Annotated in this window: 22 protein-coding genes; 8 read left to right on the plus strand and 14 right to left on the minus strand. The window is 72.3% G+C overall.

What is annotated here, in order from left to right; translation table 11 throughout:
• The first annotated feature begins 16 nt into the window (after positions 1–16).
• Both RM812_RS08825 and RM812_RS08830 read left to right on the plus strand, forming a co-directional pair.
• Positions 17–1,300, plus strand: coding sequence for a thymidine phosphorylase (locus RM812_RS08825; RefSeq protein WP_311571839.1), 1,284 nt, complete (start codon positions 17–19; stop codon positions 1,298–1,300).
• A gap of 97 nt (positions 1,301–1,397) precedes the next feature.
• Positions 1,398–1,982 (plus strand): Uma2 family endonuclease, encoded by a 585-nt coding sequence (locus RM812_RS08830; protein ID WP_311571840.1) that lies wholly within the window; start codon positions 1,398–1,400, stop codon positions 1,980–1,982.
• 1 nt (position 1,983) lies between these two features.
• Here the strand turns inward: RM812_RS08830 and RM812_RS08835 are convergent, their stop codons facing one another.
• Complete coding sequence (locus RM812_RS08835) at positions 1,984–2,904, minus strand: AEC family transporter (RefSeq protein WP_311571841.1); 921 nt, start codon at positions 2,902–2,904, stop codon at positions 1,984–1,986.
• Positions 2,905–3,039: 135 nt separating this feature from the next.
• Here RM812_RS08835 and RM812_RS08840 point away from each other — a divergent pair, with 135 nt between their 5' ends.
• Positions 3,040–3,426: an STAS domain-containing protein gene (locus RM812_RS08840; RefSeq protein WP_311571842.1), complete on the plus strand. Its 387-nt coding sequence runs from the start codon at positions 3,040–3,042 to the stop codon at positions 3,424–3,426.
• On the opposite strand, the gene RM812_RS08845 is transcribed toward RM812_RS08840, so the two are convergent.
• Together RM812_RS08845 and RM812_RS08850 are read right to left on the minus strand one after the other, a co-directional pair.
• A complete protein-coding gene (locus tag RM812_RS08845; RefSeq protein ID WP_311571843.1) occupies positions 3,319–4,323 on the minus strand; it encodes a sigma-70 family RNA polymerase sigma factor in 1,005 nt (334 codons plus the stop codon). The genes RM812_RS08840 and RM812_RS08845 overlap by 108 nt on opposite strands.
• Positions 4,324–4,463: 140 nt before the next feature.
• Positions 4,464–5,747, minus strand: a complete 1,284-nt coding sequence (locus RM812_RS08850; protein WP_311571844.1) for an MFS transporter — start codon at positions 5,745–5,747, stop codon at positions 4,464–4,466.
• Positions 5,748–5,810: 63 nt separating this feature from the next.
• Here RM812_RS08850 and RM812_RS08855 point away from each other — a divergent pair, with 63 nt between their 5' ends.
• Complete coding sequence (locus RM812_RS08855) at positions 5,811–6,764, plus strand: LysR family transcriptional regulator (RefSeq protein ID WP_311571845.1); 954 nt, start codon at positions 5,811–5,813, stop codon at positions 6,762–6,764.
• Positions 6,765–7,122: 358 nt separating this feature from the next.
• Here RM812_RS08855 and RM812_RS08860 read toward each other — a convergent pair whose 3' ends face one another.
• Positions 7,123–7,884 (minus strand): alpha/beta hydrolase, encoded by a 762-nt coding sequence (locus RM812_RS08860; protein WP_311571846.1) that lies wholly within the window; start codon positions 7,882–7,884, stop codon positions 7,123–7,125.
• Between the two features lie 150 nt (positions 7,885–8,034).
• Between RM812_RS08860 and RM812_RS08865 the strand changes: the two genes are divergently transcribed.
• A complete protein-coding gene (locus RM812_RS08865) occupies positions 8,035–9,216 on the plus strand; it encodes an adenosine deaminase (protein WP_311571847.1) in 1,182 nt (393 codons plus the stop codon).
• A 139-nt stretch (positions 9,217–9,355) separates the two neighbouring features.
• A complete protein-coding gene (locus tag RM812_RS08870; protein ID WP_311571848.1) occupies positions 9,356–9,643 on the plus strand; it encodes an ATP-binding protein in 288 nt (95 codons plus the stop codon).
• A gap of 112 nt (positions 9,644–9,755) precedes the next feature.
• Here RM812_RS08870 and RM812_RS08875 read toward each other — a convergent pair whose 3' ends face one another.
• The 5 genes from RM812_RS08875 to afsQ1 form a co-directional block, all read right to left on the minus strand.
• A complete protein-coding gene (locus tag RM812_RS08875; protein WP_311571849.1) occupies positions 9,756–9,959 on the minus strand; it encodes a PspC domain-containing protein in 204 nt (67 codons plus the stop codon).
• A 95-nt stretch (positions 9,960–10,054) separates the two neighbouring features.
• Complete coding sequence (locus tag RM812_RS08880) at positions 10,055–10,606, minus strand: VanZ family protein (RefSeq protein WP_311571850.1); 552 nt, start codon at positions 10,604–10,606, stop codon at positions 10,055–10,057.
• Between the two features lie 115 nt (positions 10,607–10,721).
• On the minus strand, positions 10,722–11,333 hold the full coding sequence (locus RM812_RS08885; protein WP_311571851.1) for a hypothetical protein: 612 nt from the start codon (positions 11,331–11,333) through the stop codon (positions 10,722–10,724).
• The gene (locus RM812_RS08890) at positions 11,333–12,922 is read right to left on the minus strand and encodes a HAMP domain-containing sensor histidine kinase (protein WP_311571852.1); all 1,590 of its coding nucleotides are present in this window, start codon (positions 12,920–12,922) and stop codon (positions 11,333–11,335) included. The genes RM812_RS08885 and RM812_RS08890 overlap by 1 nt, the downstream gene beginning before the upstream one ends.
• On the minus strand, positions 12,919–13,596 hold the full coding sequence (afsQ1, locus tag RM812_RS08895) for a two-component system response regulator AfsQ1 (RefSeq protein ID WP_029394402.1): 678 nt from the start codon (positions 13,594–13,596) through the stop codon (positions 12,919–12,921). The genes RM812_RS08890 and afsQ1 overlap by 4 nt, the downstream gene beginning before the upstream one ends.
• A 239-nt stretch (positions 13,597–13,835) precedes the next feature.
• Between afsQ1 and RM812_RS08900 the strand changes: the two genes are divergently transcribed.
• A complete protein-coding gene (locus RM812_RS08900) occupies positions 13,836–14,615 on the plus strand; it encodes a SigE family RNA polymerase sigma factor (protein WP_311571853.1) in 780 nt (259 codons plus the stop codon).
• A gap of 231 nt (positions 14,616–14,846) precedes the next feature.
• Here RM812_RS08900 and RM812_RS08905 read toward each other — a convergent pair whose 3' ends face one another.
• From RM812_RS08905 to deoC, 4 genes are all read right to left on the minus strand, one after another.
• Entirely contained in the window at positions 14,847–15,449 is a 603-nt protein-coding gene (locus RM812_RS08905; protein WP_311571868.1) for a uridine kinase, read from the minus strand.
• Positions 15,450–15,668: 219 nt separating this feature from the next.
• Positions 15,669–16,562: an aldehyde dehydrogenase family protein gene (locus RM812_RS08910; protein WP_311571854.1), complete on the minus strand. Its 894-nt coding sequence runs from the start codon at positions 16,560–16,562 to the stop codon at positions 15,669–15,671.
• Complete coding sequence (locus tag RM812_RS08915) at positions 16,555–18,000, minus strand: aldehyde dehydrogenase family protein (RefSeq protein WP_311571855.1); 1,446 nt, start codon at positions 17,998–18,000, stop codon at positions 16,555–16,557. Before RM812_RS08915 ends, RM812_RS08910 begins: the two co-directional genes overlap by 8 nt.
• A 12-nt stretch (positions 18,001–18,012) precedes the next feature.
• Positions 18,013–18,978 (minus strand): deoxyribose-phosphate aldolase, encoded by a 966-nt coding sequence (gene deoC, locus RM812_RS08920; RefSeq protein WP_311571856.1) that lies wholly within the window; start codon positions 18,976–18,978, stop codon positions 18,013–18,015.
• A gap of 112 nt (positions 18,979–19,090) precedes the next feature.
• Between deoC and RM812_RS08925 the strand changes: the two genes are divergently transcribed.
• Positions 19,091–19,768 (plus strand): PH domain-containing protein, encoded by a 678-nt coding sequence (locus RM812_RS08925; RefSeq protein WP_311571857.1) that lies wholly within the window; start codon positions 19,091–19,093, stop codon positions 19,766–19,768.
• Between the two features lie 133 nt (positions 19,769–19,901).
• Here RM812_RS08925 and RM812_RS08930 read toward each other — a convergent pair whose 3' ends face one another.
• Entirely contained in the window at positions 19,902–21,551 is a 1,650-nt protein-coding gene (locus tag RM812_RS08930; protein WP_311571869.1) for a phospho-sugar mutase, read from the minus strand.
• Positions 21,552–21,711: the final 160 nt, after the last annotated feature.

Raw genomic sequence — 21,711 nt, forward strand, 5'->3', positions numbered from 1 at the left:
GTAAGGAAAGCCAGACATGGGCATGGACGTCATCTCCGTCATCCGCACCAAGCGGGACCGCGGCGAACTCAGCGGTGAGCAGATCGACTGGGTCATCGACGCGTACACCCGCGGCGAGGTGGCCGACGAGCAGATGTCGGCCCTCGCGATGGCGATCCTGCTCAACGGCATGAACCGGGGCGAGATCGCCCGCTGGACGGCCGCGATGATCGCCTCCGGCGAGCGCATGGACTTCTCGTCCCTGTCCCGCCCGACCGCCGACAAGCACTCCACGGGCGGCGTCGGCGACAAGATCACCCTGCCGCTCGCCCCGCTGGTCGCGGCCTGCGGCGCGGCCGTCCCGCAGCTCTCCGGCCGCGGCCTCGGCCACACCGGCGGCACCCTGGACAAGCTGGAGTCGATCCCGGGCTGGCGCGCGCTGCTGTCCAACGAGGAGATGCTGAACGTCCTGGACGGCGTCGGCGCGGTGATCTGCGCGGCCGGCGACGGTCTCGCGCCCGCCGACAAGAAGCTCTACGCCCTGCGCGACGTGACCGGCACGGTCGAGGCGATCCCGCTGATCGCGTCCTCCATCATGTCCAAGAAGATCGCCGAGGGCACCGGCTCCCTGGTGCTGGACGTGAAGGTGGGCAGCGGCGCCTTCATGAAGACGACCGAGGACGCGCGGGAGCTGGCGCGGACGATGGTCGGCCTCGGCACCGACCACGGCGTGAAGACGGTCGCCCTGCTGACGGACATGGCCACCCCGCTCGGCCTCACCGCGGGCAACGCCCTGGAGGTCCGCGAGTCCGTCGAGGTCCTGGCCGGGGGCGGCCCGTCCGACGTGGTCGAGCTGACCCTCGCCCTGGCCCGCGAGATGCTCGACGCGGCGGGCCTGAAGGACGCCGACCCGGCGAAGGCCCTGGCCGACGGCTCCGCGATGGACGTCTGGCGCCGCATGATCGCGGCCCAGGGCGGCGACCCGGACGCGGAGCTGCCCACGGCGAAGGAGCAGCACGTCGTCAAGGCGGGCGCATCCGGCGTCCTGACCCGTCTCGACGCCTACGACATCGGCGTCGCCGCCTGGCGCCTCGGTGCGGGCCGCGCCCGCAAGGAGGACCCGGTGCAGGCGGGCGCGGGCGTCGAACTGCACGCCAAGCCCGGCGACACGGTGACCGAGGGCCAGCCCCTGCTGACCCTGCACACGGACACCCCGGACCGCTTCGCGTACGCCCTCGCGGCGGTGGAGGGCTCCTACGACGTCGCCCCGGCGGGCACGGCCTTCACGGCGTCGCCGGTGGTGCTGGAACGTATCGCCTGACCAGGTGTTTCCCCATTCGGGTGAACGGGATCGGTAGACCTCTGCCGGTCCCGTTCGGCATGCTGGGATCGGTGACGCACCGATAAGGAGAACCGCCATGAGCGCACTCACCGTGAGCCAGGAGCCCGACCAGAACTGGGACGACCTCGTCCGGTTCTGGGAGGAGATGGAATGGCCCGAGGGCAGCAAGGTGGAGATCATCGAGGGGATCATCACCGTGTCACCAGCTCCGGGACTGCCTCACAACGTGATCGCTGCACGCATCCAGCGTCGTTTGTACTCGGCGATCCCGGAGGACTGGGAGATCTTCCAGACCCTGGCGATCGCCGTTCCGTCCCGCCTCGGGATGCTCATCCCAGACCTTGTGGTGGCCCCGCTGCCCGATCACACCGAGTCCGACACCCACATCCCCGCCGCCCTCGCGGAACTCGTCGTCGAGGTCACCTCGAAGTCCAACGCCCGCCACGACCGCGTCAGCAAGCCGGCCGCCTACGCCACCGCCGGTATCCCGCTCTACCTCCTCGTCGACCGCTGGGCCCCCGGCGGACCCACCGCGACGCTCTACGGTGAGCCGAAGGGTGACGTCTACCGAGTGCTGAGCGCCGCCAAGTTCGGCGATCCCCTCAGGCTCCCCGCCCCGTTCGACCTGATCATCGACACCGGCGAGTTCCCCGAGACCTGACTCACCCCAAAACCGCCGCCACCCCCACCAGCACCGGCACCGAAACCACCGTCGACACGAGGATCGCGTCCCGGGCCAGCCGTTCGCCCACCCCGTACGTCGACGCGTACGTGTACAGGTTCTGCGCCGCCGGAAGCGCCGACGTCACCACCACGTCCAGCAGTTGCGCGCCCCGCAGCCCGAACACCCCGGACGCCAGCGCCCACGCCACCGCCGGCTGCCCCACCGTCTTCAACGCCACCGCGAGCAGCACCGGCCCCCGCTCCGCGCCCCGCAGGGGCATCGTGGACCCGCACAGCGAGATGCCGAAGGCCAGCAGGACCGCCGGGACCGACATGTTGCCGATCAACGTCACCGGGTCCATGACCGGGGCCGGTACCCGCAGCCCGCTCGCGGCGACCGCGACCCCGGCGAGCGAGCCCAGCGCTATCGGATTGCGCAGCGGCGTCAGCAGCCGCCGCCACAGCGAGCCCTTGGCGTCCCCGCCCGACAGGTCCAGGATCGTCACCGCCACCGGCGTCACCAGCACCAGCTGGAACAGCAGCACCGGTGCCACCAGCGAGGCGTCACCCAGGACGTACACGGCGATGGGGATGCCGAGGTTGCCGGAGTTGACGTACCCGGAGCACAGGGCACCGACGGTGGTCCGGCCCACGCCCCAGCCCCGTACGGCACCCACCGCGACGAAGACCCCGGCCACGGCGACCGTGGACAGCGCCGTGACAAGCAGCCGGCCGGAGAAGACCACCGACAGGTCGGCCGTCGCCAGCGTGGTGAACAACAGGGCCGGTGAGGCCACGTGGAAGGCGAGCTTGGTCAGTACCTCGCGTCCCTGGGGCCCGAGGTGGCCCCGCAGACCCAGCACGTAGCCGACGGCGATGACGACCGCGATGACCGCGAAGCCGGTCAGCACCCCCTGCACGGCACCTCCCCGGCAAACGGACGGACCTGGGACGGCGGGGCGAGGGAGGCGGGGGAAGGGGATGCGTGGGGCATACAGCAGACCCTCCGGGGGAGGGTGTGCGCACGTCAATGTGATCTCTGACGGCGGGCACCGATGAGTTCCCGGCCCGTCCCGGGTCTACCGCACGTGGACGCCGTGACACCCGCCGTACTCGTGCTGCCGGGGCCCGTCTCCCGAGGGGAGACGCCCCGGCTCTGTGACGAGGTGCGCGCGCTGCTGACAAGCACCCGGGCCGGAGTGGTCGTCTGCGACGTCGGCGGGCTGGGGCCGCCGGGGCTCGCCGTCGTCGATCTGCTGGCCCGCCTGGAGCTCACCGCCCGGCGGGCCGGGGGCCGGATCCGGCTGCGCGATCCCGACCCCGCCCTGCACGCCCTACTGGACCTCGTCGGCCTCCGCTTCGAGACGGAGCGGAAGGTCGAACAGCGGGAACCACCGCTTGGTGTCGAGGAAGCAGTGGAACCCGGTGATGCGGCCGTCTGAGATCTCCAGCACCTGGACCGCCCACGGCGCGTAACCCCCCGCCTCCGGGTCGGGCTTGTAGTGCGCGAAGGCCGGCAGCCCGTTGGCCCGGACCGGGACCAGCCGGGAGTTCGCGCACGCCGCACCGAGGGTCGTCATGAAGCCGGTGATGTCCGCCGGACCGGACAGCCACAGGTCGAACGGCGGCATCGTCATGACCGCGTCCTCGTGCAGCAGCGCCGTCAGCGCCGTCATGTCGTAGCCCTCGAAGGCCGCGACGTAGCGTTCCAGGAGCTTCTGCTGCTCCTCGTCCAGCGGGTCGGACACCGCCGCGCCGTCGCCCCGCTCCGCCCGCTCGGCGAGCGTCGCTCGGGCGCGCTGCAGGGCGCTGTTGACGGAGGCGACCGACGTACCGAGCAGCTCGGCGACCTCGCTCGCCTTCCAGGCCAGTACCTCCCGCAGGATCAGCACCGCCCGCTGCTTGGGCGGCAGTTGCTGGAGCGCGGCCATGAAGGCGAGCCGCACCGACTCCTTGGCGACCGCGGCCTCCGCCGGGTCGGCGGTCGACGGCAGCACGCGGGCGTCGGGCATCGGCTCCAGCCAGGTGTTGTCCGGTCGGGGGGACAGCGCGGCCTGGGCCAGCGGCGTCGAGTCCGTCAGATCCATCGGGCGGGCCCGCTTGTTGCCCGCGGTCAGCATGTCCAGGCAGACGTTGGTCGCGATCCGGTAGAGCCAGGAGCGGAGGCTGGAGCGGCCCTCGAACTTCTCGTAGCTCCGCCAGGCGCGGACCAGGGTGTCCTGGACCGCGTCCTCGGCCTCGAAGGAGGAGCCGAGCATCCGGTAGCAGTACCCCGTCAGTTCGACGCGGTGCTTCTCCAGCGCGGATTCCAGCTCCGTGGTCACGGTGCCGTTGGTCATCGTCCACCCACCCCTGTGGCGTCCCGTCGTGCGCGTCTTCGCGCCTCGCACTCCGGAAGCTACCGCAGGGGACTGACAATGGCCCGTGCAGTCGGTGAAAGCGCAGGTCGGCAGGGTGTGCCCCGGCCGGTCCGGGCTCCTCAGGCGCGCGCGGGCACGCTCCGGGCCGTGCGGCGGGCCGCCAGCGACCCCGACACCGTGATCGTCACGACGCCCAGCACCGCCACCAGCCCGACCCCGACCGTCCCGCCCCAGCCGCCGGAGTGGAAGGCCATCGCGCCGACGGTACTGCCCGCGCTGGAGCCGATGTAGTAGGCGGACTGGTACAGGGCCGACGCCTGCGCCCGGCCGTGCGTCGCCGTCCTGCTGACCGCCGAGGACGCCACCGCGTGTCCGGCGAAGAAGCCCGCCGTGATCAGCACCAGGCCCAGCAGGACCAGCGGCAGCGAGGGGGCGAGGGACAGCAGCAGGCCCGCCGCCGTGGTGCCGCCGCCCAGGTAGAGCGCCCCGCGGCGGCCGAGCCGGCCCACCAGCCGACCGGCCGTCGACGCCGAGACCGTACCGACCAGGTAGACCAGGAAGATCGAGCCGACGACGCCCTGCGGCAGGGAGAACGGCGCCTCGGTCAGGCGGTAGCCGATCACCGTGTAGACGCCGCCGAACACCGTCATGAACAGCGCGCCGATCGCGTACAGACGGCGCAGCAACGGGTCGGCGAGGTGGTCGCGGACCGTGCGGGCCAGGACGCGCGGGCGCAGCGAGCCCGGCGTGAAGTGCCGGGGTGCCGGCAGCAGCAGCCGGAAGGCCACCGCGCACGCCACCGCGACGGCGCCGATCACACCGACGGCGATCCGCCAGCCCCACTCCTGTGCGACCCATCCGGTGATGACCCGGCCGCTCATCCCGCCGACGCTGTTGCCCGCCACGAACAGGCCGATCGCGGTCACCAGCGCCCGCGGGGTCACCTCCTCCGCGAGGTACGCCGTGGCCGAGGCCGGCAGACCGGCCAGGGCCGCGCCCTGCACCGCGCGCAGCGCGACCAGCGCCGGCAGCGACGGGGCGAAGGGGACCAGCAGCCCGACGGCCACCGCGACCGCCAGCGACGCCGTCATGACCGTACGCCGCCCGAAGCGCTCCGACAGCGCGCTCATCGGCAGGACGAACACCGCGAGGCCACCGGTCGCGGCGGCCACCGTCCAGCTCGCGTCGCTCGCCGTGACGCCCATGTCGCCCGAGATCAGCGGCAGCAGGGCCTGGGTGGAGTAGAGCAGCGCGAAGGTCGCGACACCCGCGAGGAACAGGGCGAGGCTCATCCGGCGGTAGCCGGGGCCGCCCGGGGTCATGCGCGAGTCGGCGGTGTCGGGGACGGGGACAGCGGAGGCGGCGCCCACGGTGGTGGACGCCCCGGTATCGGCGGGAGTCATACGGCGACGGTACGAAGGCCGTCACTCATCCGTCCAATGCATGGAATGGCCATAATCGTTCCCATGGTGCATCAGCCAAGCTCACAGGCCCGCCTGTCACCGTCCGGTGACACAGAAGACATCGTCGCGCTGCTCGCGCCCCGCCTCGCCCACTTCGCCGGCGTGGCCCGCACCGAGCACGTCACCCGGGCCGCCCAGGAGATGGGCGTCCCCCAGTCGACCCTCTCGCGCGCGCTCGTCCGCCTCGAAGAGGACCTGGGCGTCGGCCTGTTCGTCCGCCGCGGCCGTACGCTCGCGCTGACCGTCGCCGGGCGCACCTTCCTCGGCTCCGTCGAACGCGCCCTCGCCGAGGTGGAGCGCGCCGCCGAGGAGGTCCGCGCGGACGCCGACCCGGCCACCGGCAAGGTCGCCTTCGGCTTCCTGCACACCATGGGCGCCGAGACCGTCCCCGGCCTGCTGCACGCCTTCCGCGCCGACCACCCCCGGGTCCGCTTCAGCCTCGTCCAGAACTACGGCGAGGCCATGCTGGAGCGCCTGCGCGCCGGCGAACTCGACCTGTGCCTCACCTCCCCGGTCCCGGACGCCCCCGACCTGGTCGCCCGCCGCCTCGACGAACAGAAGCTGCGCCTCGTCGTCCCGGCCGACCACTCCCTCGCCGGCCGCCGGCGCATCCGCCTCGCCGAGGCCGCAGAAGAGACCTTCGTGACGCTGGAGCCCGGCTACGGACTGCGCCGCATCACCGACGACCTGTGCAAGGAGGCCGGTTTCCGGCCCAGGGTGGCCTTCGAGGGGGAGGAGGCGGAGACGCTGCGCGGCCTGGTCGCGGCGGGACTCGGCGTCGCCCTGCTGCCGCCGCCCGCCGTTCCCCGCCCCGGCGTGGTCGAACTGACGGTGACCGCCCCGCGTGCGGCCCGCGAGATCGGCGTGGCCTGGCTCGCCGGCCGCACGGACACGCCGCCGGTGGCGGCCTTCAAGAAGTTCCTGCTGTCCAGGCGGGGGCACCTGCTCCCGAGCTGACCCGCCGTGCGGCCCCTAGTGCCGCAACAGGCAACGTTCGCCCCGTCGCGACGCCCGGCACGCACTCTCGCCGCACCGGCCGAAAGCCCGAGTACGTCCAGTACGAGGGCTTCCGGCCGGCACGCCGAGAGCACGCACCGGACGCCGCTCCTTACCGGGCAAACGTTGCCTGCCGCGGCACTAGTAGGGCCTGTCTGACAATTGCCGCCTGCCTCGCGACGCCATGCACGCACTCGCGCCGCACCGGGCGCAGAGCCGAGTACATCCCGTACGAGGCTCTGCGCCCGGCACGCCGAGAGCACGCACCTGATGCCGCGAGGCCGCCCTCCGGGCGACGACGGGAATGGTCAGACAGGCCCTACCGCCGCAGCGACTTCCCGAACCCCACCGCCAACGGCATCCGCAGCCCGAGCGGCGGCGGAGCGGCCAGCGCGTCCTCCACCGGCCGTGAGAAGGGCTGCCTGAACAGCGTGCCCATGACGAAGTCGGCCGCCAGCGCCGCGACTTCGTCGCGGTAGTGCCGCAACGCGTGGCCGTCGGAGTGCACTTCGAACCGGCATACGTCGCGGTTGGCCTTCTTCGCCCGGGCGGCCAGCCGGAACGACAGCTCGGGGTCGCAGCGTTCGTCGTTCGTGCCGTGCACGATCAGCACCTGGCGTCCGGCGAGCTGCTTCACCGGTTCGGGTGGTGCGGCCATGTCCTCGTCGGGCAGCCAAGGGGCGACGGCCAGCACGGAGTTGACGGCCTCGTGCCCGGCAGCCCGCAGCGCGGCCCGCCCGCCCATGCCGACGCCGACCAGGCAGACGGGTACGTCACCGTAGCGCCGTACGGCCTCGGTGGCGGCCCAGTCGGCGTCCCGGGCGAGGTGGGCCTCCGCGCCGTTCCAGCCGCGCCGGCGGTAGTGGACGACATGTGTGGCCAGGCCCTCGTCCCGCCCCGTCCGCGCCAGCCGGCGCCCCAACGCGCGTACGGACGCCGCCGCCAGCAGGGGAGACGGCCTGCGGCTGGAGACCTCGTCGCCGCCGGGGAGCAGCAGCACCACTCCGCTCACCGCCGTCTCCTGTGGGCCGAGCGTTCGCCCCAGCCGGGCCTCACGGACCGGCGTCGCTTGCTGTGCCATGACAGAACATTCTCAGAAGACCGGGTGTACGCCACCCGTCCTCGCAGTCACCGTTACATATCGGCGGTTCCGTACACCGGCGTCTCCCCCCTCTTCCCCCACCCACGCGTACCTCCTGCGTTCTACGCGCGTAGGGGCTACAGTGCCGAAATGACGAGCCAGAGCACCTCGAAGACCGCCGCGACGAACACCGCGAGGACTCCGACGCCGGACCAGATCCGCCGGGCGCCGAAGGTTCTGCTGCACGACCATCTCGACGGCGGACTGCGCCCCGGCACGGTCGTCGACCTCGCCCGGGCGACCGGTTACGCCAACCTGCCCGAGACCGACCCCGACCGGCTCGGCGTCTGGTTCCGCGAGGCCGCCGACTCCGGGTCGCTGGAGCGCTATCTGGAGACCTTCTCCCACACCGTCGGCGTCATGCAGACCCGCGACGCCCTCGTCCGGGTCGCCGCCGAGTGCGCCGAGGACCTCGCCGAGGACGGGGTCGTCTACGCCGAGGTGCGGTACGCCCCCGAGCAGCACCTCGAACGGGGGCTGCCCCTCGAAGAGGTCGTCGAGGCCGTCAACGAGGGCTTCCGGGAGGGCGAGCGGCGCGCGCGGGACCACGGCCACCGCATCCGCGTCGGCGCCCTGCTCACCGCCATGCGGCACGCCGCCCGCTCCCTGGAGATCGCCGAGCTCGCCAACCGCTACCGCGACCTCGGCGTCGTCGGTTTCGACATCGCGGGCGCCGAGGCCGGATACCCGCCCACCCGGCACCTGGACGCCTTCGAATACCTCAAGCGGGAAAACAATCATTTTACTATTCACGCGGGTGAGGCCTTCGGGCTGCCGTCCATCTGGCAGGCCCTGCAGTGGTGCGGCGCCGACCGGCTCGGGCACGGGGTGCGCATCATCGACGACATCCAGGTCCACGAGGACGGCACGGTCAAGCTCGGGCGGCTCGCCTCGTACGTGCGGGACAAGCGCATCCCGCTGGAGCTGTGCCCCAGCTCCAACCTCCAGACCGGGGCGGCGGACTCCTACGCCGAGCACCCCATCGGGCTGCTGCGCCGGCTGCACTTCCGCGCCACCGTCAACACCGACAACCGGCTGATGTCGCACACCGGCATGAGCCGGGAATTCGAGCACCTGGTCGACGCGTTCGGTTACGCGCTCGACGACATGCAGTGGTTCTCCGTCAATGCGATGAAATCGGCGTTCATTCCTTTCGATGAACGACTGGCCATGATCAATGACGTGATCAAGCCCGGATATGCGGAGCTGAAGTCCGAATGGCTGTTTCAGCAGACGGCTTCCACCAGCGGTTCTTCGGGAGATGAGGGCTGAGAGGGGGATCGGTGGAATGCGGAAATGTGGACGGACTTTCACCATCCGTCCGCATTTCGGCGTTTGCCGTGGGCGGCTCCGCGTGTTTACGGTCGGGCACCGCTCACATCCCCGACATCCCATTTCGAGGACGCATTTCATGAAGCAGTCTGCTGTAAAGACCCTCGGTGTCGCCGCCCTCGGTGCCGCCTTCGCCGCCGCCGGTGCGGGTGCCGCCACCGCCGCCACGGCCGTGCCGGACGCCGCCCCGGTCCTCGACACCGTCACCCGGACGCTCCCCGCGGAGAACGGCTCCAAGACGCTGCCGGTCGCGGGCAACGCGCTGGAGAAGGGCCCGGCCGAGCCGGTCACCGGTCTGCTCGGCGGACTGCCGGCGCAGAAGCTGCCCACGCAGGGCGTGCACGTGAACGGCCTGCCGGTCGGCTGAGCCGCGCCTGCCGCGACGTGCCGACGGGGCGCACCCGGTGACACCGGGCGCGCCCCGTCGGCGTACCCCGAGGGGAGGAGCCTTCGAGGGAGGTACGCGGGACGCGCTGCCGCTACCAGGCCGTTCGCGCGGCCTTCTCCTCGGACGGCAGCAGGATCCACAGGGCGAGGTAGAGCAGGAACTGAGGGCCGGGCAGCAGGCAGGAGACCACGAAGATCACCCGCATCGTGGTGCTGGAGGTGCCGAAGCGCCGGGCCAGCGCGGCGCACACTCCGCCGATCACGCGGCCGTGGGTGGGGCGGGCGAGGCGGGACATCGCGGCTCCTTCGTGAGCGTGTGGTGGGGGCTGCCGGACGGCTGCCCCTTCATCTGCCCTCCACGCTACGGAGACGAACGGCGCAAAGCGTCGCTCTACGGGGCGATCCCGACCCTGGGAATCGTCGGGGTCCGCCCCTGAGTGGGCTCCTCCTGGGGGACGGCCTCCCGCAGCCCCCGCTCGGACCTGCGGCGGAGCCGAGCCCGGCCGACGGGGACGAGGGCCAGGTGCGCGAGGGCCACCCCCGCCGTGTTCAGGAGCAGCGAGTCGACGTCGACGACCTGACCGGGCACCCCGGTCTGCAGCAGCTCGATCCCCAACGACAGCAGCACGCCGGCGGCCGTCGTGCGCAGCAGGGAGGCCAGCGGCGAGACGGCCAGCCTGCCGCCCGCCATCGGCAGCAGCACACCCAGCGGCGCCAGCAGGGCGAGCGACCCGCCGAGGGCACGGGCCGCCGCGGGCCAGCCGAGCGTCAGGTCGGCACGGATCCCGTCGAGCGGCCGCAGGTTGGGCGGCAGCACCCACGGGACGTCCAGGGGACGCAGCGTGTACCAGGCGACGAACGCGAGGTGTGCGACCAGGAGGACACTTCCTGTCACACGGATGCGGAGCGCGGCGCTGCCGCCGAGGAACCCATGACGCTGCACGTCCCCCTAGACGCGGCCCGCACCACACACGGTTCCGGCCTCTCCCACGCAAGGGTGAGGCCTGCGCCACACGGCCCCGGGCCCGCCGCCCGTCCGGGCCCCGGGTTCCTGGCCGTCAACCGTCGGTGACCTCGCCGGACGGCGGTTCGTTGCTGCCCGGCCGGGCGCGGACCTCGTCCGTGCAGGAGTAGCGGCGCACGGGCAGGTCGGTGGGGCCGGCCAGGACGACGGAGCCGTCCCCCTCGGCCGCGGCCGAGTCGGAGAAGGTGCACACGACCTGGGCGAGGGCGAACGAGGTGAGGTCGTCCGGGTCGGTGCTCAGCCGCAGGGTGTCCTCGGGGTCGCCGGAGCGCGGACCAGTCACCCTGGTGCCGCGGCGTACGTCCGTCGTGTACCCGGCCTCCTTCTCCACGGCCGACGGCGGCGTCGCGAGCTGGTCCAGCAGCCCCTGGGCCACCAGCACGCGCCGCGCGGAGTCCGCCGCGCCGTCCTGGACCCGCACCGTCCGGTCCACGGCCACCAGCGACGAGCCGCACAGCAGGAACACCCGCACCGGCATGCCGGGCGCGGCCCGGGCCGCCACGTCCGGCTCGGCCGGCGAACAGCGCACCCGCGAAGGCGCGGGACCGTAGTCCGTGGGCACCTCCGTGGCGCGGATGCCGCACCCGGCGAGCAGCGCGGCCAGCACGACGAGCCCGGGGAGTACCGGCAGGCGGCGTACGGTCATCAGGGCTGTCCCTTCGCGTCCTTGCCCTTGCCCTCGTCCCCCGCGGCGGCGTCGGCGTCCTCCTCGGCCGGCGGCGACGGATCCTGCGGCAGCCGCAGCGTGAACACCGCGCCCCCCTCGGGAGAGTTCTCGGCGGTGATCTCACCGCCGTGGATGTGCGCGTTCTCCAGGGCGATGGACAGGCCGAGCCCGCTGCCCTCGGAGCGCGGCCGGGAGGCGCTCGCCTTGTAGAAGCGGTCGAAGACGTGCGGCAGGACGTCCTCGGGGATGCCGGGACCCTGGTCCCGCACCCGGATGACGACCTCGTCGTCCGCCCGCGTCACCGACACCCGCACCGGCGACCCGCCGTGCTTGAGCGCGTTGCCGACCAGGTTGGCCAGGATGACGTCCAGGCGACGAGGGTCGAGGCGGGCGTGGATCCCGCGCTCGGCGTCCAGCTCGACGGCGTCCAGCCAGGCGCGGGCGTCCATGCAGGCGGTGATCTGGTCGGCGACGTCGACGTCGTCCAGGACCAGCCGGGCGGTGCCCGCGTCGAAGCGGGTGACCTCCATCAGGTTCTCCACCAGGTCGTTCAGCCGCCGTGTCTCGCTGACCACCAGCCGGACGGCGGGCTCGATCATCGGGTCGATGCCGCCGCCCTCGAACTCCAGCTCCTCCTCCAGCACCTCCGTGACGGCGGTGATCGCCGTCAGCGGCGTGCGCAGCTCATGGCTCATGTCCGCCACGAAGCGCCGCGAGGCCTGCTCCCGGCCCGCCATGTCCGCGACGCGCTTCTCCAGGGCCTCGGCGGCGCTGTTGAAGGTCCGGGACAGGTCGGCCAGTTCGTCGGTGCCGGACACGCGCAGCCGGGTGTCCAGCCTGCCCTCGCCGAGCCGCCGCGCCGCGACCCCGAGCCGGTGCACGGGCTTCAGCACGGTCGTCGCCAGGGCCTGCGCGAGCAGCGCGGAGCCGATCAGCGCGAGCGCGGTGGCGATCCCCAGCGACCAGGCGAGCGAGTTCAGGTCCTTCGCCTCCGGCTCCAGCGACTTGAGCATGTAGCCGGTCGCCCCGCCGCCGATCACCTTCGTGCCCGCCACCAGGTAGGGGGTGCCGTCCTCGGTGACCCGCTGCCAGTACAGGTGGTACGGGTGCTTGTTGGCCGAGGTGACCTTCTGCTCCTTGTTCACCGCCGTGCGCAGCGACGCGGGCACGTCGGTCAGCGCGAAGCCGGCCAGGCCGCCCGAACTGCCGTAGACGGCCTCCCCGTCGGCGTTCTCGGCGACCAGCAGCACGCCGAACCGCTGGCTGCTGTTGGCCATCTGCCCGGCGGTGTGCTGCAACTCGTCCTGCGTGGGGTGCTCGGGCAGCGCGCCCGCCCGGTTCTGCATCTCCCGCTCGAAGTCGCGCAGCACGGCGTCCTGGGTACGGGTGAGCACCGCCTCGCGGTTCAGCCAGTACGCGATGCCGGACGCGGACACGGCCGCGGTGAGCGCGACCAGTGCGAAGACGAGGACCAGCCTCAGGCGCAGGCTGGTGAAGCGCAGCCAGGACCAGACTCCCTTGCGAGCCGCGGCCCAGCCGCGTGAACCCCCCTGGTGTTCCTGTGTCACTGAGGCGGATCCAGCCGGTAGCCGACACCCCGGACGGTACGGATCAGGGTCGGGGACGACGGCACGTCCTCGACCTTGGCGCGCAGCCGCTGCACACAGGCGTCCACGAGCCGGGAGTCGCCGAGGTAGTCGTGCTCCCACACCAGCCGCAGCAACTGCTGCCGGGACAGCGCCTGCCCCGGCCGCCGGCTCAGCTCGAGCAGCAGCCGCAGCTCGGTCGGCGTGAGCTGGAGGTCCTCGCCGTTCTTCGTCACGGTCATCGCCGACCGGTCGATGACCAGGCTGCCGAAGCTCGCCGAGTCGCTGGACTCCCGTTCCCCGCGCCGCAGTACGGCCCGGATGCGGGCGTCCAGCACCCGGCCCTGCACGGGTTTGACGACGTAGTCGTCGGCGCCCGACTCGAGACCGACGACCACGTCGATGTCGTCGTTGCGCGCGGTCAGCAGGATGATCGGCAGCTGGTCGGTGCGCCGGATACGACGGCACACCTCGAAACCGTCGATGCCGGGCAGCATCACGTCCAGCACGATCAGGTCCGGCCGCTGCTCGCGCAGCAGCTTCAGACCGTCCTCACCGCTGGCAGCGGTGGCCACCCGGTGACCCTGGCGCGTCAGTGAGAGCTCCAGGGCCGTGCGGATGGCGTCGTCGTCCTCGATCAGCAACAGGGAAGGCACGGGCTCATTCTGGCCCATGGAGGGGGTGCGGTTCGACCCGTGGGTCCGGAAGTGGTCCCCCCCTGCCGCCGGACCCTGTGAAGGAACCGTGGTGCAGCCGTGACAGGCCCCTGTGACAGCTCTGTGACAGTCGGCGGACACGGCCATGAAGTCGCCCGGGCAAGCTTTTCATCACAAGCAACACAGCACGTCGCAACAGAGCAGGCCGAACACCGGAAGTCCACGACGGGAGGCGCGAGATGAACACGCTGAAGGGCACCAGCACCAGCGCAGTGGTCACGCGTCTGCACGACGTGCACACGCACCGGGGTTCCGAGAAGTCCGGTGCCGATGGGGGTCCCTCCCGCGCGAGCGGATTCGAGCGTGGGGGAGGGCGGGGGTGCGCTCGCGGCACCGGGCGTCAGCACACCGCCTACATGTCGGTGGTCGACGCACGCCAGGGGGAGACGCCCGGGGCGACCGCGTACGGGGAGGCCGAGGGGGAGCGCCGTTCGCTGTCGGAGGCGGAGTTCACCGCCTACGTCCAGGAGCGCCGCGCCTCCCTGTACGCCACCGCCTACCACCTCACCGGCGACCGCTTCGAGGCCGAGGACCTGCTGCAGAGCGCGCTGTTCTCGACCTACCGGGCGTGGGACCGGATCAGTGACAAGGCGGCCGTCGGCGGCTACCTCCGCCGCACCATGACCAACCTGCACATCAGCGCCTGGCGGCGCCGCAAGCTCAACGAGTACCCGACCGAGGAACTGCCGGAGACGCCCGGCGACACGGACGCGATGCGCGGCACGGAGCTGCGCGCGGTCCTGTGGCAGGCGCTCGCCCGGCTGCCCGAACTCCAGCGCACCATGCTGGTCCTGCGCTACTACGAGGGCCGCACGGACCCGGAGATCGCCGACATCCTCGGCATCAGTGTCGGCACGGTGAAGTCCAGCATCTGGCGGTCGCTCCGCCGGCTGCGCGAGGACGAGGTCCTCAGCTTCGGCCGTGACCGGGAGGACGCCTTCGGCGAACTGGTCGCCTGAGGGTGGAGGGGGGCCGGGGGGCCCGCGAAAAAAAGTTGGAGTCCGGGTGTATCACGGGGGCGACCTCGGACTCTTACTCACGGGGAAGCACCACGGGGGAACACGGGGGGACACGGGGGAACGGGGAACACGGGGGAAGCACGGGGGAGCACAAGGAGAGCGGGACTGGAGGGCCGGGGGGTCCTTCCAGTCCCGCTTCTCTGTGTGCGCCGACAGCGGTGCGCCCAAGCGCTACGCCGCCGTACGTGCCGTGGCGCACCGCCCCGCCGCCGCGGCGGCCAGCCGGCCCATCGCCTCGTCCCGGTCGCACGCATGGGCGCCCAGCGCCGTCTGGCGGGCGATGACCGACCGCTCCTGCCGCATCAGCCGCCAGCCGCGGCGCAGCAGGAACGGCACGGACTTGCGGCCCTCCCTGAGGTCCCGCAGGAAGCGGCGGCGGAAGGTCGTCAGCGCGCCCCGGCTCAGACACAGCGCGTCGGCGAGGACGCCCAGGTCCCGGCAGCGCTCCACGAGCTCGGCGGCGAAGATGCCCTCCGCGAGGAACAGCGGGGTCCGCCCGATGTCGACGGCCTCCTCGCCGGTGCGGGCGCTGAGCGCGATGTCGTAGACGGGCACCCGCGTACGGCCCCCGCGGCACAGCTCCCTGATGGCGGCGACGGCCGCGTCCGCGTCCCACGAGCCCGGGTGGTCCCAGTCGATGTCGGAGCTCCCGGGCACCAGCGGCAGCGTCGGGTCGGTCGCCTCCTTGTAGAAGTCGTCGAGCCGCAGCACCGGAAGGCCGGAGTGGGCGGCGAGGAGGGACTTGCCGGAGCCGGAGGGGCCGCAGAGCAGCACGACTCGCGTAGGTATGGGCGGTTGGGAGCTCACGGGACACCAGTGTGAGGCATCCGACGGCCGCCGTACGACCCCGCGGGCGGACTTTGCAGCACGCGTCACACGTCGACCACGCTGCGCGCCGACCGTCTCACCGCACGTGATGGTGCGTGCTCAGCGCGAAGAGCCGCGCCTCCCCCGGACGGAGGGGAGGCGCGGCTCTCTGCGAGGAGGGGCCGGTCAGTACGACGAGCCGGACGCGCCCAGTGCGCCCGTCGGGTGCCAGACCGTCTTCGTCTCCAGGAACGCCGTCATGCGGTCGGTGCCCGGCGTCGCCGACCAGTCGACGTCGTCCACAGGCTGTGGACGAAGGACGCGCTTGAGGTTGTCCGCCGCCGCGATCTCCAGCTCCTTCGCCAGTTCCTCGTCGGCGCCCGCGAGGTCGATCGCGTTGACGTCCTGGTGGGCGGCGAGGGGGGCCGCGATCTCCGCCGTACGGCCGGAGAGGATGTTGACCACGCCGCCGGGGAGGTCGGAGGTGGCCAGGACCTCGCCGAGGGAGAGGGCGGGGAGCGGGGACTTCTCGCTCGCGATCACGACCGCCGTGTTGCCGGTGGCGATGACCGGGGCGACGACCGAGACCAGGCCCAGGAAGGACGACTCCTGCGGGGCGAGGACGGCCACCACGCCGGTGGGCTCCGGGGAGGAGAGGTTGAAGAAGGGGCCCGCGACCGGGTTGCCGCCGCCGACCACCTGGGCGATCTTGTCGGTCCAGCCCGCGTACCAGACCCAGCGGTCGATCGCCGCGTCGACGACCGCGGCCGCCTTCGACTTCGACAGGCCCTCGGCGTCGGCGACCTCCGCGACGTACTGGTCGCGGCGGCCTTCGAGCATCTCCGCGATCCGGTACAGGATCTGGCCGCGGTTGTAGGCCGTGGCGCCGGACCAGCCGCCGAAGGCCTTCCGCGCGGCGACCACCGCGTCACGGGCGTCCTTGCGGGAGGAGAGGGGGGCGTTCGCCAGCCACTTGGACTTCGCGTCTGTCACCTCGTACACCCGGCCGCTCTCGGAACGCGGGAACTTCCCGCCGACGTACAGCTTGTAGGTCTTCAGCACGGAAAGTCGGTCAGACATCGAGGTACGCCTCCAGGCCGTGACGGCCGCCCTCGCGGCCGAAGCCCGACTCCTTGTAGCCGCCGAACGGCGACGTCGGGTCGAACTTGTTGAACGTGTTGGACCAGATCACGCCCGCGCGGAGCTTGTTCGCGACCGCCAGGATGCGCGAGCCCTTCTCCGTCCAGATGCCCGCCGACAGTCCGTACGGCGTGTTGTTGGCCTTGGCGACCGCCTCGTCGGGCGTACGGAAGGTGAGGACGGACAGGACCGGGCCGAAGATCTCGTCGCGGGCGACGGTGTGCGCCTGGGTGACGTTCGTGAAGAGCGTCGGGGCGAACCAGTAGCCGGAGGAGGGCAGTTCGCAGGCGGGGGACCAGCGCTCGGCGCCCTCCGCCTCGCCCTGGTCGGCCAGCGCGGTGATCCGGGCCAGCTGCTCGGCGGAGTTGATCGCGCCGATGTCGGTGTTCTTGTCCAGCGGGTCGCCCAGACGCAGCGTGGACAGGCGGCGCTTGAGGGAGTCCAGCAGCTCGTCGTGGACCGACTCCTGGACGAGGAGGCGGGAGCCCGCGCAGCAGACCTGGCCCTGGTTGAAGAAGATGCCGTTGACGACGCCCTCCACGGCCTGGTCGATCGGGGCGTCGTCGAAGACGATGTTGGCGCCCTTGCCGCCCAGCTCCAGGGTGAGCTTCTTGGAGGTGCCCGCGACCGTGCGCGCGATCTCCTTGCCGACGGCCGTGGAGCCGGTGAAGGCGACCTTGTTCACGTCGGGGTGGGCGATCAGCGCGGCGCCGGTGCGGCCGTCACCGGTGATGATGTTGACGACGCCCTTCGGCAGGCCCGCCTGACGGCAGATGTCCGCGAAGAAGAGGGCGGACAGGGGGGTCGTCTCGGCGGGCTTCAGGACCACCGTGTTGCCGGTCGCGAGCGCCGGGGCGATCTTCCACGCCAGCATCAGGAGCGGGAAGTTCCACGGGATGACCTGGCCCGCGACGCCCAGCGGCCGGGGGTTCGCGCCGTAGCCGGCGTGGTCGAGCTTGTCGGCCCAGCCCGCGTAGTAGAAGAAGTGCGCGGCGACCAGCGGGAGGTCCGCGTCGCGGGTCTCCCTGATCGGCTTGCCGTTATCGAGGGTTTCGAGAACGGCGAGCTCGCGGCTGCGCTCCTGGATGATGCGGGCGATGCGGAACAGGTACTTGGCACGCTCGGAGCCCGGCAGTGCCGACCACTTCTCGAACGCCTTGCGGGCGGCCTTCACCGCGCGGTCCACGTCCGCCTCGCCGGCCTCGGCGACCTCGGAGAGGACCTCCTCGGTGGCGGGTGAGACGGTCTTGAAGACCTTGCCGTCGGCCGCGTCGGCGAACTCGCCGTCGATGAACAGGCCGTAGGACGCGGCGATGTCGACGACCGCGCGGGACTCCGGCGCCGGTGCGTACTCGAATGCGGATGTCTGCTTTTCCATGGTCATGGGGTCTCAGTCCACCGTCACGTAGTCGGGGCCGGAGTAACGGCCCGTGGCCAGCTTCTGGCGCTGCATCAGCAGGTCGTTCAGGAGCGAGGAGGCGCCGAAGCGGAACCAGTGGTTGTCCAGCCAGTCCTCGCCCGCGGTCTCCTTGACCAGGACCAGGAACTTGATCGCGTCCTTGGCGGTGCGGATGCCGCCGGCCGGCTTCACGCCGACCTGGACGCCGGTCTGCGCGCGGAAGTCGCGGACCGCCTCCAGCATCAGGAGGGTGTTGGACGGGGTCGCGTTGACGGCGACCTTGCCGGTGGACGTCTTGATGAAGTCGGCGCCCGCCAGCATGCCGAGCCAGCTCGCGCGGCGGATGTTGTCGTACGTCGACAGCTCGCCGGTCTCGAAGATGACCTTGAGGCGGGCCGAGGTCCCGCAGGCCTCCTTCACGGCGACGATCTCGTCGTACACCTTCAGGTAGTTCCCCGCGAGGAACGCGCCCCGGTCGATGACCATGTCGACCTCGTCGGCGCCCGCCGCGACGGCCTCGCGCACGTCGGCCAGCTTGACGGCCAGCGAGGCGCGGCCCGCAGGGAACGCCGTGGCGACCGAGGCGACCTTGACGCCCGAGCCGGCGACGGTTTCCTTGGCGACGGGCACCATGTCGGGGTAGACACACACGGCCGCGGTCGCGGGGCTCGTGCGGTCGGTCGGGTCGGGGCGGACCGCCTTGGCGCCGAGCGCCCGGACCTTGCCCGGGGTGTCCGCGCCTTCCAGCGTCGTCAGGTCGACCATCGAGATGGCGAGGTCGAGCGCGTACGCCTTCGCGGTGGTCTTGATGGAACGGGTGCCGAGCGAGGCGGCGCGCGCCTCGAGGCCGACCGTGTCGACGCCGGGCAGCCCGTGGAGGAAGCGGCGCAGCGTGCTGTCGGACGCGGTGACGTCGGCGAGTCCGGGTGCGGGTGCAGCGGATGCAGTGGTGGGCATGGTCACCAGGCGAGCATATCTACGCGCGTAGCGGCTGTACAGTCCCCGGCGCTCGTCTCGTACACCGGCACCGCGTAGGAGCGCCGTCGGGCCGGTCGTGCACAATCGGCATATGACGACCCCCGAGCCCCAGTCACCACCGTCGCAGCCGCCGGTACCCGCGTCCAGGGACCGCGTCTACCGCTCCCCCGCGGGCATCGCCGGTGGCGTGCTGCTGCTCGCGCTCGCCCTGTGGCTCGGCATCGACGCCGTGGTCGCGGGGGAGGGGAGCACCCCCTGGAAGGCGCTCGCGGTGCTGCTGTTCCTCGTGCCGCTCGTCGCCTCCTACACCCTGCGCCCCGCCGTCTTCGCCAACGAGGACCGGCTGCGCGTGCGCAATCCCTTCCGGGTCGTCGTGCTGCCCTGGGGGCAGGTCGCCTCGCTGCGGTCCGGCTACTCCAACGAGGTCTTCACCGAGTCCGGCGACAAGTACCAGCTGTGGGCCATTCCCGTCTCGCTGCGCGGCCGCAAGAAGGCCGCGCGGCAGGAGACGCGGCGGGCCGCCGGGGTCGGCCGGGGGCGCGGTGGCGGCGGCCGCGGGCGTGCCGGCGCGTCCGCCGACGCGGTCGCGGCGCAGGGGCCGGTGCGGGCGGAGACCGACAAGGTCATGGACGACCTGCGCGAGCTGCTGGAGGCCCGGAAGCAGGCCGACACCTCGCAGGGCGAGGTGACCGTGCGCTGGGCCTACGAGGTCGTCGCGCCGGCGGTGGCCGGGGTCGTGCTGCTGGCGGTGCTGCTGGCGATGGGGTGACGGCGGCGCGGGGCTGTGCCGGGGCAGGCCCGTGCCGCGTACGGCGGGACAGGCGGTCAACGAGCTGGGGGAAATCACCCGATGGGGTGCCTCCGAGTGGGGGCACCCCCTGTGGTTCGGGTGACGAGCCGGGTCAGATGCCCGCGGCCGTCGACAGGTCCCGCTTGAGCGCGGTCAGCAGGTCCGTCGCCTTCGCGCGCGCCTCGGGGAGGCCGGCGTGCGCGGCGACCGGGACGACCACCTCCAGGTAGCACTTCAGCTTGGGCTCCGTACCGCTCGGGCGGACGATGACGCGGGCACCGTCGAGGGTGTAGCGCAGGCCGTCGGTGGGCGGCAGCTTGTCCGTGCCCCGGGTGAGGTCCTCGGCGTTCGTGACGGGCAGGCCCGCGAGGCGGGCGGGCGGCTGTTCGCGCAGGCGGTGCATGGCGGCGGCGATGAGGGAGAGGTCCTCGACGCGTACCGAGAGCTGGTCGGTGGCGTGCAGGCCGTGCTCGACGGCCAGGTCGTCGAGGAGGTCGAGGAGGGTGCGGCCGTTCTCCTTGAGGGTGGAGGCGAGTTCCGTGATCAGGAGGGCCGCGGTGATGCCGTCCTTGTCGCGCACGCCCTCCGGGTCGACGCAGTAGCCGAGGGCCTCCTCGTAGCCGTAGCGGATGTTCTCCACGCGGGCGATCCACTTGAAGCCGGTGAGGGTCTCGACGTGGGGGAGGTTCGCCTTCTCGGCGATGCGGCCGAGGAGGGAGGAGGAGACGATCGACTCGGCGAACGTGCCGTGCGCCTGGCGGCCGACCAGGTGGGCGGCGAGGAGGGCGCCGACCTCGTCGCCGCGGAGCATGCGCCAGTGCTGGGCGCCGTTCTCGTCCTGGCCGTCGGGGACGGCCACCGCGCAGCGGTCGGCGTCCGGGTCGTTGGCGATGACCAGGTCGGGGTCGGTCTCGCGGGCCTGCGCGAAGGCGAGGTCCATCGCGCCGGGTTCTTCCGGGTTGGGGAAGGCGACGGTGGGGAAGTCCGGGTCGGGGTCGGCCTGCTCGGTGACGAGGGTGGGCTGCGGGAAGCCGGCTCGTGCGAAGGCGGCGAGGAGGGTGTCCTTGCCCACGCCGTGCATCGCCGTGTAGACGGTGCGGGCGGTGCGGGGGGAGTCGGGGGCGAGGACGGCGTCGGTGCGGGCGAGGTACGCGTCGAGGACGTCGTCGTCGAGGGTCTGCCAGCCGGTTTCGGGGCGGGGGACGTCGTGCAGGGAGCGTACGGCGTCGATCTCCGCGGCGATCTCCGCGTCGGCGGGGGGCACGATCTGGGAGCCGTCGCCGAGGTAGACCTTGTAGCCGTTGTCGCGGGGCGGGTTGTGGCTGGCGGTGACCTCCACGCCGGCGACGGCGCCGAGGTGCCGGATGGCGAAGGCGAGGACGGGGGTGGGGAGGGGGCGGGGGAGGACGGCGGCCTTCAGGCCGGCGCCGGTCATGACCGCGGCGGTGTCGCGGGCGAAGTCGGCGGACTTGTGGCGGGCGTCGTAGCCGACGACGACGAGGCCGTTGGTGTGGCCCTGCTTCTTGAGGTACGCGGCGAGGCCGGCGGCGGCTCGGATGACGACGGTGCGGTTCATGCGCATCGGGCCGGCGCCGAGTTCGCCCCGCAGGCCGGCGGTGCCGAACTGGAGGGTGCCGGTGAAACGTGCGGCGAGTTCGGCGTGGTCCTCGGCGTCGATGAGCTTGGCGAGTTCCGCGCGGGTGTCCGCGTCGGGGTCCTCGGCCAGCCATGTCCTGGCCCGGGCGAAGAGGTCGTCGTGCACGTCGGTCAGCCTCTCTTGTGTCGGCCGCGGGGGCATCCGGCGGTGGGTGGCGATGCCGGGTGCCGGGTGCCTGCGGCGGCCTGTGCGGGTGGGGTGGGGTGGGGGTGCGGGTTGCGCTGTCTGCGGGGTGGTGGGGCGGGGACGGGGGGGGGGGGGTGCC

The organism is Streptomyces lancefieldiae, from assembly GCF_031845825.1.
In the GTDB taxonomy this organism is placed as follows: domain Bacteria; phylum Actinomycetota; class Actinomycetes; order Streptomycetales; family Streptomycetaceae; genus Streptomyces; species Streptomyces lancefieldiae.